The 13616-nt window shown below is 64.1% G+C and carries 14 protein-coding genes and 1 tRNA gene; 12 read left to right on the top strand and 3 right to left on the bottom strand.

The annotated features are described in order from the left end of the window. Nucleotides 1-83: 83 nt before the first annotated feature. The 7 genes from PQI66_RS12105 to PQI66_RS12075 all read left to right on the top strand — a co-directional run bounded on the left by PQI66_RS12105 (nucleotide 84) and on the right by PQI66_RS12075 (nucleotide 6230). Nucleotides 84-413 (top strand): winged helix-turn-helix transcriptional regulator, encoded by a 330-nt coding sequence (locus PQI66_RS12105; RefSeq protein ID WP_339998616.1) that lies wholly within the window; start codon nucleotides 84-86, stop codon nucleotides 411-413. Nucleotides 414-659: 246 nt separating this feature from the next. After that, complete coding sequence (locus PQI66_RS12100; protein ID WP_339998615.1) at nucleotides 660-1232, top strand: sigma-70 family RNA polymerase sigma factor; 573 nt, start codon at nucleotides 660-662, stop codon at nucleotides 1230-1232. Nucleotides 1233-1434: 202 nt separating this feature from the next. Further along, the gene (locus PQI66_RS12095) at nucleotides 1435-2142 is read left to right on the top strand and encodes a fasciclin domain-containing protein (protein ID WP_445228031.1); all 708 of its coding nucleotides are present in this window, start codon (nucleotides 1435-1437) and stop codon (nucleotides 2140-2142) included. A 107-nt stretch (nucleotides 2143-2249) separates the two neighbouring features. Then, nucleotides 2250-3962, top strand: coding sequence for a cytochrome c biogenesis protein CcdA (locus PQI66_RS12090; protein WP_339998613.1), 1713 nt, complete (start codon nucleotides 2250-2252; stop codon nucleotides 3960-3962). A 90-nt stretch (nucleotides 3963-4052) separates the two neighbouring features. Continuing rightward, a complete protein-coding gene (locus PQI66_RS12085; protein ID WP_339998611.1) occupies nucleotides 4053-4808 on the top strand; it encodes an anti-sigma factor in 756 nt (251 codons plus the stop codon). Between the two features lie 121 nt (nucleotides 4809-4929). Then, a complete protein-coding gene (locus tag PQI66_RS12080) occupies nucleotides 4930-5271 on the top strand; it encodes a hypothetical protein (protein WP_339998609.1) in 342 nt (113 codons plus the stop codon). A 311-nt stretch (nucleotides 5272-5582) separates the two neighbouring features. Continuing rightward, nucleotides 5583-6230 carry an LppP/LprE family lipoprotein gene (locus PQI66_RS12075; protein ID WP_339998607.1) on the top strand — a complete coding sequence of 216 codons (648 nt, stop codon included), beginning with the start codon at nucleotides 5583-5585 and terminating at the stop codon, nucleotides 6228-6230. 117 nt (nucleotides 6231-6347) lie between these two features. Here the strand turns inward: PQI66_RS12075 and PQI66_RS12070 are convergent, their stop codons facing one another. The 3 genes from PQI66_RS12070 to PQI66_RS12060 form a co-directional block, all read right to left on the bottom strand. After that, nucleotides 6348-6887 carry an NADPH-dependent F420 reductase gene (locus tag PQI66_RS12070; protein WP_339998605.1) on the bottom strand — a complete coding sequence of 180 codons (540 nt, stop codon included), beginning with the start codon at nucleotides 6885-6887 and terminating at the stop codon, nucleotides 6348-6350. Continuing rightward, nucleotides 6884-6964 carry a hypothetical protein gene (locus PQI66_RS12065; RefSeq protein ID WP_339998847.1) on the bottom strand — a complete coding sequence of 27 codons (81 nt, stop codon included), beginning with the start codon at nucleotides 6962-6964 and terminating at the stop codon, nucleotides 6884-6886. The genes PQI66_RS12070 and PQI66_RS12065 overlap by 4 nt, the downstream gene beginning before the upstream one ends. A gap of 259 nt (nucleotides 6965-7223) precedes the next feature. Beyond that, nucleotides 7224-7306, bottom strand: a tRNA-Leu gene (locus tag PQI66_RS12060). Between the two features lie 282 nt (nucleotides 7307-7588). Here PQI66_RS12060 and PQI66_RS12055 point away from each other — a divergent pair. The 5 genes from PQI66_RS12055 to PQI66_RS12035 all read left to right on the top strand — a co-directional run bounded on the left by PQI66_RS12055 (nucleotide 7589) and on the right by PQI66_RS12035 (nucleotide 13612). After that, nucleotides 7589-8587 carry a DUF3662 and FHA domain-containing protein gene (locus tag PQI66_RS12055; RefSeq protein ID WP_339998603.1) on the top strand — a complete coding sequence of 333 codons (999 nt, stop codon included), beginning with the start codon at nucleotides 7589-7591 and terminating at the stop codon, nucleotides 8585-8587. Nucleotides 8588-8672: 85 nt separating this feature from the next. Continuing rightward, nucleotides 8673-9179, top strand: a complete 507-nt coding sequence (locus PQI66_RS12050; protein ID WP_339998601.1) for an FHA domain-containing protein FhaB/FipA — start codon at nucleotides 8673-8675, stop codon at nucleotides 9177-9179. Next, nucleotides 9176-10780 carry a PP2C family protein-serine/threonine phosphatase gene (locus PQI66_RS12045; RefSeq protein ID WP_339998600.1) on the top strand — a complete coding sequence of 535 codons (1605 nt, stop codon included), beginning with the start codon at nucleotides 9176-9178 and terminating at the stop codon, nucleotides 10778-10780. The genes PQI66_RS12050 and PQI66_RS12045 overlap by 4 nt, the downstream gene beginning before the upstream one ends. Before the next feature lies 1 nt (nucleotide 10781). Beyond that, nucleotides 10782-12161 carry an FtsW/RodA/SpoVE family cell cycle protein gene (locus tag PQI66_RS12040; RefSeq protein ID WP_339998599.1) on the top strand — a complete coding sequence of 460 codons (1380 nt, stop codon included), beginning with the start codon at nucleotides 10782-10784 and terminating at the stop codon, nucleotides 12159-12161. After that, nucleotides 12158-13612, top strand: a complete 1455-nt coding sequence (locus tag PQI66_RS12035) for a peptidoglycan D,D-transpeptidase FtsI family protein (RefSeq protein WP_339998597.1) — start codon at nucleotides 12158-12160, stop codon at nucleotides 13610-13612. The genes PQI66_RS12040 and PQI66_RS12035 overlap by 4 nt, the downstream gene beginning before the upstream one ends. The last annotated feature ends 4 nt before the right edge of the window (nucleotides 13613-13616 follow it).

The following is a 13616-nucleotide window of genomic DNA, read 5'->3' as shown; positions in this document are numbered from 1 at the left end:
CCTCTTCCACCCTTGCACCGTGCGCTCACCAGCGGAAGAAGGAACTTTCAGGTCAGGAACGCACCTGTAGGTAGGATGCGAGGATGGCCAGTTCCGGACCGGACAGATACTGCGGAGAGGCAGTACGCAGGACATTGGACGTCATCGGCGGTAAATGGTCGATGCTCATCTTGTGGGAACTGCTGCAGGAGGAGTGCCGCTACGCCGAGCTCCAGCGCCGCGTAGGGAGTATCTCGCAGAAGGTACTCTCCAGCGAGCTCAAGTCACTCGTCGCTGCCGAACTTGTGGAACGCGAAGTGGAAGCAACGGTCCCACCACAAGTCACCTACCGGATCACGGACCGAGGCAGAAGCTTGGAGGGCGTTTTCTCCGCATTGCAGCAATGGGGAGACGAACGACCGCACCCGGAGTGATCGGAGGCTGGACGTGCCGGCGCCCTCCGGCCTGCGGCGAGAACTGAATACGGAAACACACCTGACGAACCCTGCGTAGTCGTGTCGTCTTCGTTCTCTGCGCTCAGCTCAGAGCAAGCCGTCTATGCTGCCGACCACTGAGGCGGTAGCACGACGCTGTCTCACGATATACATCAAACCCGAACCCCCAACCACGAAATACCGGTTCGCCACAGCAGCCACTGACCTTTGTTTACTATCGACGTCATGATCGACAAGACGGCCGGTTCCGCGCCACGGGACGACAGCGAGTTGACCAGGTTGGTCGAGCGTGCCGCCGGCGGCGATCGACGTTCGTTCGGTGTGCTCTACGACGCGGTGTCTCCGGTCGTGTACGGAATCTGTCGCCGCGTGCTCCGAGACGAGGGAATAGCCGCGGAGACCACCCAGGAAGTAATGCTCGAACTATGGACGAAATCGTCCTCGTACTCTCCGGTACGGGGTACCCCGTACACCTGGGCCGCGACTATCGCGCATCGTCGTGCAGTCGACGCGGTCCGCTCTGAATCGTCCCGTCGCAACCGCGAGCACCGTAGCTACCACCAGCCGCGGGAGACCAGCGACGTGGACGAGGGGATGCTCCGGCACGAGGAGGCCTCACAGGTCCGCTCCTGTCTGGAGGACCTGACCGCAATGGAGAACGAGTCACTGATGGCCGCCTATTTCGGTGGCCGGACCTACTCCGAGGTTGCTCGCCACCTCTCCACTCCGCTCGCTACGGTGAAGAGCCGAATCCGGTCGGCGCTGTCGCGGCTGCGCGACTGCCTTGAGACGAGCTGAGATGAGTTGAGCCGCCGGAACTGTTCATCGGCACGGTTTCGGAGGCACTACCCGGCGACGTTCGCGATGTCGCACACGGCCGGAACGATCTCGGCTATTACCCCCGTACAGGGGTACTGAGAAAGAAGTTGCGACCGGGTCCAATCCGGGGCGGCGTCTGTTCCGAAGTAGTGGCAGATGGTCACAAAAGGTGATCACTGACATGGAGGTTCTGATCATGCGCCACACTGCCGCAAAAACTGGAGCAGCTGTCCTGTTCCTCACTGGCACGCTTGTACTGACCGGTTGTTCGATGGATGACGACAACGATTCCATGCCCTCCGGGTCCGACAACTCGACCGCGATGTCCGAAGAAAGCTCCGATGACATGGCTCCGGAGACCACGGAATCTTCGATGGGGATGATGGATCCTGCAGCTAACCTCGTCGGTCCCGGTTGCCAGCAGTACGCTGACATGGTTCCGGACGGCCCCGGCTCGATCGAGGGAATGTCGGGGGACCCTGTCGCTGTAGCTGCGTCCAACAACCCGATGCTGAAGACCCTCACCGATGCAGTCAGCGGGAAGCTGAACCCGGATGTCGATCTGGTGGACACGCTCAACAGTGATGAGTTCACGGTTTTCGCTCCGACAGATGATGCGTTCGCGAAGATCGACGATGCGACGCTGGAGTCCCTCAAGACCGACAGTGACATGTTGAGCGACATCCTCACCTACCACGTCGTTCCCGGACGTGTCCTGCCGTCTGATATTGAAGGCATGCACAAGACTGTCGAGGGTAAAGACGTCGAGGTGAGCGGACCGGAGGATGCGCTCAAGGTCAACGATGCCAGTGTCGTCTGTGGCGGGGTAGAAACGAGCAACGCCACGGTCTACCTGATTGACAGCGTTCTCATGCCGCCCGAGGCCTGATAGAACAGCTCGGACCTGTCGTGAACGACACGATCATTTCAATGCATCGTTCACGACAACCGGGTTACGCAGGGGAAGCACTAAACTAATCCCTCGATAGGAAAATAATGCAAACGATACTCATTGGTTTTCTCGGGGGACTTTTGACAGGTGTTTCTCCCTGCATCCTTCCCGTCCTTCCCGTCATATTTCTGACCGCCGGAACCCGTCCAGTGAAAGGGAAAGTCCTCCCGGAGGTCATCCCAGCGAAAAAAAGCCGACCCTACTTCATCATCCTCGGAATGGTGGTAAGTTTTTCAGCTTTCACTATTCTAGGATCTGCGGCTCTCGCGCTACTGGGCTTGCCTCAGGACGCTATTAAGTGGTTCGGTGTGGCAGCACTACTTGCGCTCGGAGCAGCTTTTATGTTCCCTTCTTTCGAGCAGATCCTCGAAGCGCCGTTCCGTAAACTCAGGACTAGAAATAACAAGAACGGCGGCAATCCGTTAGTTCTAGGCCTTACCCTTGGTGCCGTTTTTGTTCCTTGTGCCGGGCCCGTTCTATCCGCGATAATCATTGCCGGGTCTACTGGGTCGATAGATGTAAGCATCGTCATACTAACGATCTCCTTCGCAATCGGTGTAGCGATTCCCCTTCTTGTGCTTGCCATCGCCGGACGAAGGATCTCCGAGTTCATCTCGCGATATCGATCGGCAGAGAAGAAGATTCGCATCGCGGCCGGCGTATCGATGGTGGTCTTGGCGGTCGCTATCACATTTAACATCCCTCAGAAGTTGCAGACACTGATTCCTGACTATACTTCCGGTGCACAAAGAAGCATATCTGAGAGTGATGCGGGACAGTCGGCACTGTCGCTTCGGGGAATTGAGACAGACGAGAATAGAGATCTCAAAAAATGTAAAAACGGTTCCAATACTCTTGCATCATGTGGTAAAGCACCCGCCTTGTCAAATATAGACCATTGGATTAATACTCCTGATGGCAGCCCCGTGAGTCTTGATGAACTCCGGGGGCGGGTTGTTCTCGTTGATTTCTGGGCATACTCGTGCATTAACTGTCAACGATCAGTACCCCATGTCACGGCCTGGGATAAAAAATACCGCGATCTGGGACTTTCGATCATCGGTGTTCACTCTCCGGAGTATGCCTTCGAGAAAGAGTTGCGTAACGTCGAGAGCGGCGTCAAGGATTTTAACATTTCCTATCCTGTTGCGATGGATAATAGCCTTTCGACATGGACCGCATACCGTAACAGCTACTGGCCCGCGCACTACCTCATTGACGCCGATGGCGTCGTTCGTCAGATAAGTCAAGGCGAGGGAGGCTACGATGAGACTGAAGAGTTAATCCGTCAGCTTCTTTCTGATGCGAACAGCGATGTTGAGCTTCCGGGTAAAACCACCGTTGAGGATCAGACACCGGATGGAGATGAGATAACTCAAGAAACTTTCCTGGGCTACTCGAAGGCCACCAACTACAGTGGGCGCGGAGAGTACTCCCCATCGAATAAAAACTTCGAACTATCCGAACAGCAGAAGAGCGATACCTTCGGACTCGAAGGGAAATGGGATCTGTCCTCCCAGAGCATTTCGCCCGTGGACCGCGCCAGGATAAGAATTAACTCGCAGTACGAAGAGTCCCGAATTGTTCTTTCGGGAGAGGGAACAGTGACTGTCGAGAGGGATGGCGAAAAAGAAAGCATTGTCGTTGACGGTAATCCCAGATCATATTTGATCGATAAAGAGGGGAATGGAGAGACACATGATTCTTATGTGGAAGTTCCCGAAGGTGTGAATGTATTCTCATTCACTTTCGGATAGTCATCATTCGCTTCACTCCGGCCTCCCAGCGTAAAAACCGCGACCGACCGGTACAGTAACGCCTACATAACCGTCTGGAGAGGAACTGAGATGAGCGAGGAACGCAAGGACGAGCTGCTCATCGGCTTAGCGCTGGATGCACTGGATTCCGACACCGACATCCGTGAGGCTGAGGAGTTGGTCAGTTCAGATCCGGAGGCCGCCACGGCGCTTCGTCGCTACCGCGCGGCCGCCGCCGAACTCGCGTCCGCTTACGAGACCACCCCTCCACCGGAGCTGAAGAAGTCCGTCATGCGACGGATCGGGAATACCGCGGCCCCCCCGACCCCGCTGCATCCACGTCAACGCAGCTACCGGCGGTCGGCCTGGTTGATGACCGCGGTCGCGGCGGTGTCGCTTGCCGTCGCCATTCCCGCGGTGACGGTGGCGATCTCCCAACACAACCGGATGGGGGAGAGCCCCGGAGGCCCCGGAGCACCCGACATAACTGCGGCGTACGACGACGTCACCCGTCTGCTCACGACCCCTGGCACGACCGTCCGTTCCGAGCGGACTTCCGACGGAAGGGGTTCGCTTGCGCTCATCGTCTCTGATGCGGCCGCCGACGACAACGTCGTGATCGCCCGCGGTTTGCCGGAACTCGCCAATGACCGCGTCTACCAGCTGTGGTCCCTCGACGCCGAAGGGTCCCCCACCTCCGCCGGGATCATGGACGAGGGGGAAGACCGTACGAGGTTCGCAGTGGGGGTGAACGTCGCGTCCGCCGTCGCGGTGACGGACGAACCCACCGGTGGCTCAGACTCACCGACGACGGAGCCCGTTGTCGTGCTCGCCACGGCGCGTTAGCCCGGATCCTTCATCCGACATCCGAAGTAGACCTCTGAAAACATGTACAAAGTGCCCCTGAGCTGCTAAGGTTTATGGTGTCGGAGCCAGAATCAGTCACAGAACTTCGGTCACCCTCCCGGTGAAGGCCACCAAGCCGATCATCGGTGGCACCGCCGGCCACCCGCGGTGTTCCACTGCCGGTAGTTTCCTGCTGGCCGATACCACCGACACGCTGTCGATGACCGGCACCCTCGACACCGCCCTGGCCGGGCAGGGACCTGCGGTAGCGCTGATCGTTCTTGTCTTTCGACATGTCCAGCAACCGTTCCTGGATCCGGGCGAACTCACCTTTCAGTATCGGCCCGCAGTACGCGACGGTGTCACTCAGACGCAGTGGAGGGGCATCGTCGCGGCGAGGTACTTACCGCACTGGCCACCTGAGGCGGCCCAGACTCTCTGCAGGATCTTCAGTGCATCGTAGGAGTACTTCCGGGCACGGAGCTTCCGGAGCCTGGCGGTGACGGTGCGGTCGCGCCCCGGTGAGCCTTTCGCCGCGGCGGTCAGCCGACGGCGGGCGTTGTCCCTACTCCATCTGGTGACCTCGACGACCTCGTTGAGGATGCAGCCTTGGCCAGTCGGTTGGTGATCTCCGCGCGTGCCTGCATCGATGGCCTACTTCCCATGCCGTACATGGTTCCTGGTTCGCGGGCATTCGTATGGGAGGCTGGTCGCCTCCTGAACTTCTCAGGAGGTGCCGTTAACATCGATTGACGACACAGGAGGTTGATCCACTTGTCCACCACATCTGCCAGACCTGTCTCCCGCACAGTGCCAGCTATCGCCGCCACCGGAGTGCTGTTACTGGGCATCGCGGTCACCGCCTGCAGCCCCGCGGACAACACCGACTCCACCACCGCACCCACCACCTCCGCCCAGGCCACTGTCACCACACGGCCCACCAGTGACGCTCCCGCGCCGACAACCGCCGAGGCACCTAACGGGGACGGTGGCGAGTCCGAGGACGCCCCCGCAGACACCTGCTCCGAGCTAACAGGGGACGAGGCTGTCGCCCGCTGGGCCAGCGACGTTCCGATAAACGCCGAGAACTACCCGTGGGCCCCGGACTGGGCCGTGACCGACGGCTACGACTCCTGTGCTGACCTCTCCTGGATCATCCTGCCCATCGAGGGTGGAACGGCGTCCTCGCCGTACCAGATCATGCTCTTCCACGACGGACGCTACCTCGGTACCGCTACCTCGGAGGCCTACGGCTTCTACCCCACGGTCTCGCGGGTTGATGACGCGACACTCTCCGTGACCTGGCACTGGCCACGCGACGGCGAGTCGAACGCCGGGGCCTCCGGCGAATCCACCGCGCAGTTCACCTGGGACGCGGCCTCCGGCAGCGTTTCCATGTCCGGTGAGGTCCCGCCGGTGTGACCACGAAGCAGACCCCACTCCCGATTTACGTAACGTCGCGGACCACTGGAATTCCTGCGGCAAGAGCAGTGGCCGCGGCTTTCCATTTGTCGTGACCAGCCTTCTAGCCGTCGCCTTTCAGCCTCGTTCGATCAACGCTGCGATTACCCCGCGCGCAGCCGGTTTCGCCTCCGTAGGTCGCGAACCAGGCCCGCTGTTGCGCATCGCCTCCGGGTTAGCGGCATACGGCAGGCAGTACGCAGGACGACCATTCTCGAACCGCCACCCCTCATGCAGACCACCGACATCAAGCACATCGAATCCGACCGCGTCGGCGAATCCTGCCACCAGCTTCCTCGCCTCGGCGTCGTCACCGGCCATCGGCAACGTCGAGCGCTGCGGATCGTTGGCCGGGCGCGGAAGCTTGCCGAGGTGGACGTAGACCACGTTGCTGAAAGCTCTGATGACCTTCGACCCCGGGAGCCGACGTTGCAACATCTCCGAGGTCGTGGACTCCCCGGAGTCCAGCTCCGGGATCCGACCGTCCCGGTCGGGGTAGTAGTTGTTGGTGTCAATCACCGTCTTGCCGGCAAGTTCTGCCACCGGGAGTTGGTCAATCGCATGCAGCGGCACCGTCACCACAACCAGATCAGCCGTCGCCGCTTCGGGTGGTGTCACCGCGGAGGCCGCCGGGCCAAGCGCAGTAACACCTCGTAGCCCGCGTCTATAGCGAGTCTCGCTAATGTACTGCCGATATGTCCGGCACCAATGAACCCAATTTTCTTAATGCTGACCGCAACACCAGGCGCTCATCCATTCCCCGAAGTTCGTGACCGACCCCCACCGAAAACGCTCGGGAAATCCGCCCCGTCCACCGCTGTTCGGGACTTCGCCGCGCAACTCCCGCAACTGCTAATCTCGAAGGGGGTGACACTCAGACAACGAAAAACCGGAGGTCACAAACCCTTTCGAGTTTGTGACCTCCGGCCGGTTCAGTTCGTGAACCGCTCATTGTGGGCGAAGGGGGACTTGAACCCCCACGTCCCGAAGGACACTGGCACCTGAAGCCAGCGCGTCTGCCATTCCGCCACTCGCCCGTGGCATCGATATGAATCGACGTGGGTTGCGTCTGCAACGGAGAGTAACACTATCACCACCTCCCGGCGACCTCAAAACATGCCTCCCACCTGCGACTTATCTACTGAATCTGCCACACGCCCCGTATCCTGCACCCACTTCACAGCCGCAGTCCGTATAGTGGGCCGACAACGTGTGCCGTCCCCGGCCCAGGATCCGATCCAGGACCCGGACAGGCGAGCACCCCGATCAAGGCAACCGGCCCTACGGGACGAAAGAACGAAAGGTGAGGCGTAACCACCATGGACCTCTTCGGTCGCTTCCGTAAGCTCGACAGCTCCCTGCAGCGCGGGCTGGACAACGGCTTCGCGCGCGTCTTCGGCGGCGAGGTCGTCCCCGCCGAGATCGACGAACTGCTGAAGCAGGAGGTCGAGGACACGCTCATGGAGGACCACACCGGCACCGTCTACGCCCCCTCCTCCTACAGCGTCTACGTCTCCGAACACGACCACACCGCCCTGCTCGAGAAGCGCCCCGACCTCGCCAACGAGCTCCGCGGCCGCCTCCAGCGCTTCATCCGCAACGAAGGCTGGGACAGTCACCACCCCGTCGCCGTGGAGATCGTGAAGGAGGACGGGCTGCACACCGGTCAGCTGAAGGCCCGGTCCTCCTTCGAGAAGGCCGAGCAGCCCGAACCGCACTGGCCACGCAGCGAGCCGGACTCCGGACGCAGCTCCGTCGCCCACCCCTACGACGCCGACGAACCCGCCGCCGACCCGAACCCGCTGGTCGGCCTGGCACGCCCGTCCCAGTCGCCGCAGGCGGCCCAGGCCGCGCACGCCGCCCAGCAGGACCAGCAGCCCGAACCGAACTCCACCCACGACCCCGACCTCGGCGACCCGTTGCAGAGCTACCCCGGCACCGAGGTCATCTCGCACAACGCCCAGGCCCCGGCAAACAACGCCGACGAGGCCACCGGTGCCGCGAACGCCGCCGCCGGGGAACAGGCCCCCCAGACCACCGTCACCCTGTACCTGCAGGACGGCTCCGCCCGGAGCTTCCTGCTGCAGAACGGCACGAACGTCATCGGCCGTGGCAACGCCGTCGACTTCCGCCTGCCGGACACCGGCGTCTCCCGCCAGCACGCCGAGATCACCTGGGACGGCTACGACGCCGTGCTGACCGACCTGAAGTCCACCAACGGCACCACCGTCAACGAGATTCCGGTGGACAGCTGGCTGCTCGCCGACGGCGACGTCATCACCATCGGGCACAGCGAGATCGACGTTCGTTTCAGCTGAGGGGGCCTCCGGAAGGTAGATTCAGCCGGTAGGATCAAACGTTGACCGACCGGTCAACCCACCGGCACGAAGGAGATGACCCCGAATGCAGACGACTCTGGTGCTGCTCGCCAAGATCGCCCTGCTCGTCGTGCTGTGGCTGTTCGTCTGGGTGGCCGTCCGCGCCATGCGTAAGGACGTGAACGCCATGGCAGCCACGGCAGGTGCCGCGCCTGCCGCCGGCCCGTCCAGCGGCCCCGCCGCCGGTGCCGGCACCGGAGCCAGGACGTCCGGTGGCCGCGGCTTCCGTCGTGCCACTCCTCCGGGCTCGTTGACGGTGACATCCGGCCCACTGACCGGGACAACACTGAATCTGCAGGGCTACCAGGACGTGACCCTGGGCCGCTCCGGGTCCTGCACCATCGTCCTGGAGGACGACTTCGCCTCCGGGACCCACGCCCGGCTGTTCCGGCAGTCCGGCACCTGGCTGCTCGAGGACCTCGACTCCCGTAACGGCTCCTTCCTCAACGGTCAGCGCATCGACCAGCCCGAACAGCTCTCCGCAGGCCAGGAGATCCGCGTCGGCCAGACCACGGTGAGGTTGGAAGCATGACAGAGACCACCGCCACACCCCTCGCCCTGAACTACGCGGCCCTGTCGGACCGCGGCCTGGTGCGTTCCAACAACGAGGACTCCGCCGCCGCCTCCCCGCACCTGCTCGCCCTCGCCGACGGGATGGGCGGTCACGCCGCCGGCGAAGTCGCCTCCGAGCTGATGATCACCTCGCTCTACGTCCTGGAGAACACGCTCTCCCAGGGCGTGGAGCCCTCCGGCGACCGCCTGCTGACGATGCTCGCCGAGGCCATGGACGACGGCAACCGTGCCATCGCCGCCCACGTCGACGACAACCCCACCCAGGAGGGCATGGGCTGCACGTTGACCACCATGCTCTTCGACGGCTCCTCCCTGGGCGTCTGCCACGTCGGCGACTCCCGCGGTTACCTCTTCCGCGACGGCACCCTCACCCAGATCACCAAGGACGACACCTTCGTGCAGTCCCTCGTGGACGAGGGCAAGCTCGCCCCCGAGGACGTCAGCAGCCACCCGCAGCGTTCCCTGATCCTCAAGGCCCTCACCGGCCGCCCCGTCGAGCCCACGCTCACCCTGCGCGAGGCACGGCCCGGCGACCGCTACCTACTGTGCTCGGACGGACTGTCCGACCCCGTCAGCTTCGACACCATCCGCGACGTGCTGGCCACCGGCACCCCGGAGGAGGCCGGCGCCCAGCTGATCAACCTCGCCCTGCGCGGCGGCGGGCCGGACAACGTCACCGTCGTCGTCGCCGATGTCGTCGACCCCGCGACGCTGCCCGAGGGCACCGTCCTGCCCACCGCCCCCGCCCTCGCCGGGGCGGTGAACACCAACGCCCCCGAACTGCCCCGCCCGAACACCTCGGCCGGACGCGCCTCCGCGGTCAACATCGTGCAGCGGCCCCGCGCCGCACAGCCCGCCGCCGGGGAGCCGGCCCCTGCCCCGGAACCGGACGCCGAGGAGCCTGAACCACGCACGCGGCGCCGCAAGGGACTGATCATCGGCCTCGCCGCCGCACTCGTCCTCATCGTCGCCGCCGGGGCCACCGTCTGGTACGTGCGCGACAACCTCTCCCAGTCCTACTTCATCGCCGTCGCCGACACCGGCTCCACGCCGACGACCACCGCCACCACGGTGCTGACCTCGCCGGGGTCGCTGGCACCGGACTCCCCCAACTCCCCGAACTCCACTGCCCCGTCGCAGCCCGCCGACCCGTCGGCGTCCGCCGCCCCCTCGGCACCGGCCACCACCACGGCCCCGGCCGCGGCCGACACCGGCTCACCCATCCAGATCTACCAGGGCGCCCCCGGCACGATCCTGGGCATCTCCACGCAGTCGGTCTACCAGGAGGTCTGCCTCTCCGACGACGCCGACGTCCGCCTGCTCCCCGCCGGCAGCGACGACGACTGCCACCGGTTCTCCACCTCCGACCTGACCCCGGCCGCCCGCGGCACGCTCGACAACCTCCCCCGGGACTCCTACGAGGAGATCCAGGGGCAGATCCGGCGCCTCGCCGAACAGACCCTCCCGGTCTGCGTCACCCGCGACACCAGGGCGGACTCCCGGGGTGACGCACCCTCCGACCTGACGACCCCCGGTGTCTCCTGCAGGGAGGTGAACTGACATGTTCCGTGACGCCCACGCCCGCGGCACCGAGCTGGCCTTGCTGGTCTTCTCCGCCGTCATCCTCGGCATCGCCCTGATCGCCCTGCAGTTCTCGCAGGGCAACGAGCTCAACTCCGAGGTCGCCGTCCTGGTCGGCGGCTACATCGCCGTCTTCGGCCTCGCCCATGTGGTGCTGTGCCTCAAGGCCCCCAACGCCGACCAGATCCTGCTGCCGGTCGCCGCGATGCTCAACGCCATCGGCCTGGTGATGATCTACCGCATCGACCTCGCCGCCGAGACCACCCGGTCGAACTCGCAGGTGATGTGGACCGTCATCGCCCTGGTCATCTTCGCCGGGGTCATCTGGTTCCTGAAGTCCCACAACAGCCTGCAGAACTACGCCTTCCTGCTCGGTCTCGGCGGCCTGATCCTGTCCGCCCTGCCGATCGTGTGGGCGCGGGTGTTCCCCTCCGAGCTGTCGGCGGACGCCCAGGTGTGGATCACCCTCGGGCCGGTCTCCATCCAGCCCGGCGAGTTCGCCAAGATCATGCTGCTGATCTTCTTCGCCGCCCTGCTGGTCAACAAGCGGGCGCTGTTCTCTGTGGCCGGCTACCGCGTCCTGGGGCTGCAGTTCCCCCGCCTGCGTGACCTGGGACCCATCCTGCTGGTCTGGGGCCTGGCGATCCTCATCTCGATCCTCCAGAACGACTTCGGCCCCGCCCTGCTGCTCTTCGGCACGGTGCTGGGCATGCTCTACATGGCCACGGGTCGCTCGTCCTGGCTGGTCGTGGGTCTGGGACTCGCCGTCGTCGGCGCCTGGGGGGTCTTCCAGATCTCCGACAAGATCCAGGACCGCTTCACCAACTTCCTCGACCCGCTGGCCACCTACGAGGAAGGCACCGGCTACCAGCTCTCGCAGGCCCTGTTCGGCATGTCCTTCGGTGGGCTGACCGGAACGGGTCTCGGCGAGGGCTACCCGCAGAACGTGCCGGTGTCCTACGCCGACTTCATCATGTCCTCCATCGGCGAGGAGCTCGGGTTCGTCGGACTGGCGGCCGTGCTCCTGCTGTTCGCCGTGTTCGTCACCCGCGGCTTCATCATCGCGTTGAAGACCCCGGACGCCTTCGGCAAGCTCGTGGCGGCCGGGTTGTCCCTGACCCTGGCCATCCAGGTGTTCGTGGTCACCGGCGGCATCTCCAAGCTGCTGCCGATGACCGGTCTGACCACCCCGTTCATGTCCCACGGCGGTTCCAGTCTGCTGGCGAACTACATCCTGCTGGCGATCCTGCTGAAGATCTCCCACGACGTGAACACCCGCAAGGCGGCACCACCGCAGGCGGCCCCGGACGCTGACCCGCAGACGTCCGTCCACCCGGTCGTGAAGGAGGCCCGCCCATGAACAGGTCCATCCGCAATGTCTCGGTCTTCACCTTCGTGCTGGTCATCATCCTGCTGGTGAACCTGACCTGGATCCAGGGGTTCCAGACCTCCCGCTACGCGGAGAACTCGCTGAACTCCCGCCAGTACTACGAGATGAAGTCGATCCCGCGCGGCCAGATCTCCGCCGGCGGCCAGGTCCTCGCCGAGTCCCAGGCGGACGAGGACGGCTTCTACACCCGTGACTACCCGACGACACCCGCGTCCTACGGCTCGGTGCTGGGCTACCTCTCCGACCGCTACGGCGCCTCCGGCATCGAGGCCTCGCAGAACTCCATCCTCGACGGGACGGACGACTCGCTCTTCGCCACCCGTGCCTGGGACACCCTCACCGGCAAGGAGCGTCGCGGGGCCAACGTGGAACTCACGCTGCAGCCCAACGTGCAGCAGGTCGCGTACGACGAACTGTCGTCCCGCGGGTACTCCGGCTCCGTCGTCGCGATCCGCCCGTCCACCGGTGAGGTCCTGGCGATGGCGTCGACCCCCAGCTTCGACCCGTCCGTGGTCAGCAGCACCGACGCCGCCACCGCGGACGCCGCCTTCGAGGAACTCCAGGCCAGCCCGGACGCCCCGCTGCTGAACCGCTCCACCCAGCAGACCCAGCCGCCCGGCTCCACGTTCAAGCTGATCACCACGGCTGCCGCCCTGGCCGCCGGGGACAACGCCGACACGATGGTCACCGGTGAGTCGCAGATCACCCTGCCGGACACCACGACCACCCTGGAGAACTACGACGGGACGTCCTGCGGCGCCGCCCAGGTCCCGCTGCGGACCGCGTTCTCGAAGTCGTGCAACACCTCCTTCGTGGACCTGGTGAACCGCCACGGCGAGGAGTCCTTCCGCGCCACCGCCGAGGGCTTCGGCATCGGTGCGGAGGACGACGAGGACTTCGGCCTGCCGATCCAGAACTCCACCATCGGCGACATCCCGGACTCCGCGGCGCTGAGCCAGTCCGCCATCGGCCAGCGCGACGTGGCCCTGACCCCGCTGCAGAACGCGGTCATCGCCGCCACGATCGCCAACGACGGCGTGCGCATGAAGCCGCACATCATCAAGCAGGTCACCGGCGCCGACCTCAACGTCATCAAGGAGACGCGCCCGCAGGAGGCCGGCCGCGCCATCGACTCCGAGGTCGCCTCCCAGCTCACCGAACTGATGCAGGGTGCCGAGGAGTACGCCGGCGGATCCTCGGACATCGCCTCGAAGACCGGCACCGCCGAACACGGCGAGGACTCCCGTAACTCCAACCCGCACGCCTGGTACGTCGCCTTCGGCCCCTCCCAGGACGCCGACGTCGCCGTCGCCGTGCTCGTGGAGAACGGCGGCGACGCCGGGCAGGCCGCCACCGGCGGTTCCGTCGCCGCACCGATCGGCCGCGCGGTGATCAACGCGGCACTCCAGGAAGCACAGTAAGCGA

The sequence above is a fragment of the Corynebacterium sp. USCH3 genome (genome assembly GCF_037619475.1).
Classification (GTDB): domain Bacteria; phylum Actinomycetota; class Actinomycetes; order Mycobacteriales; family Mycobacteriaceae; genus Corynebacterium.
This window is presented reverse-complemented; position numbering and strand designations above follow the sequence as displayed.

Excerpts from the sequence above, each read along its gene's own strand:
- PQI66_RS12100 (WP_339998615.1), top strand. The coding sequence starts at position 660 with ATGATCGACAAGACGGCCGGTTCCGCGCCACGGGACGACAGCGAGTTG.
- PQI66_RS12095 (WP_445228031.1), top strand. The coding sequence starts at position 1,435 with ATGGAGGTTCTGATCATGCGCCACACTGCCGCAAAAACTGGAGCAGCT.
- PQI66_RS12055 (WP_339998603.1), top strand. The coding sequence starts at position 7,589 with ATGGACCTCTTCGGTCGCTTCCGTAAGCTCGACAGCTCCCTGCAGCGC.
- PQI66_RS12050 (WP_339998601.1), top strand. The coding sequence starts at position 8,673 with ATGCAGACGACTCTGGTGCTGCTCGCCAAGATCGCCCTGCTCGTCGTG.
- PQI66_RS12105 (WP_339998616.1), top strand. The coding sequence starts at position 84 with ATGGCCAGTTCCGGACCGGACAGATACTGCGGAGAGGCAGTACGCAGG.
- PQI66_RS12035 (WP_339998597.1), top strand. The coding sequence starts at position 12,158 with ATGAACAGGTCCATCCGCAATGTCTCGGTCTTCACCTTCGTGCTGGTC.
- PQI66_RS12085 (WP_339998611.1), top strand. The coding sequence starts at position 4,053 with ATGAGCGAGGAACGCAAGGACGAGCTGCTCATCGGCTTAGCGCTGGAT.
- PQI66_RS12090 (WP_339998613.1), top strand. The coding sequence starts at position 2,250 with ATGCAAACGATACTCATTGGTTTTCTCGGGGGACTTTTGACAGGTGTT.
- PQI66_RS12040 (WP_339998599.1), top strand. The coding sequence starts at position 10,782 with ATGTTCCGTGACGCCCACGCCCGCGGCACCGAGCTGGCCTTGCTGGTC.
- PQI66_RS12045 (WP_339998600.1), top strand. The coding sequence starts at position 9,176 with ATGACAGAGACCACCGCCACACCCCTCGCCCTGAACTACGCGGCCCTG.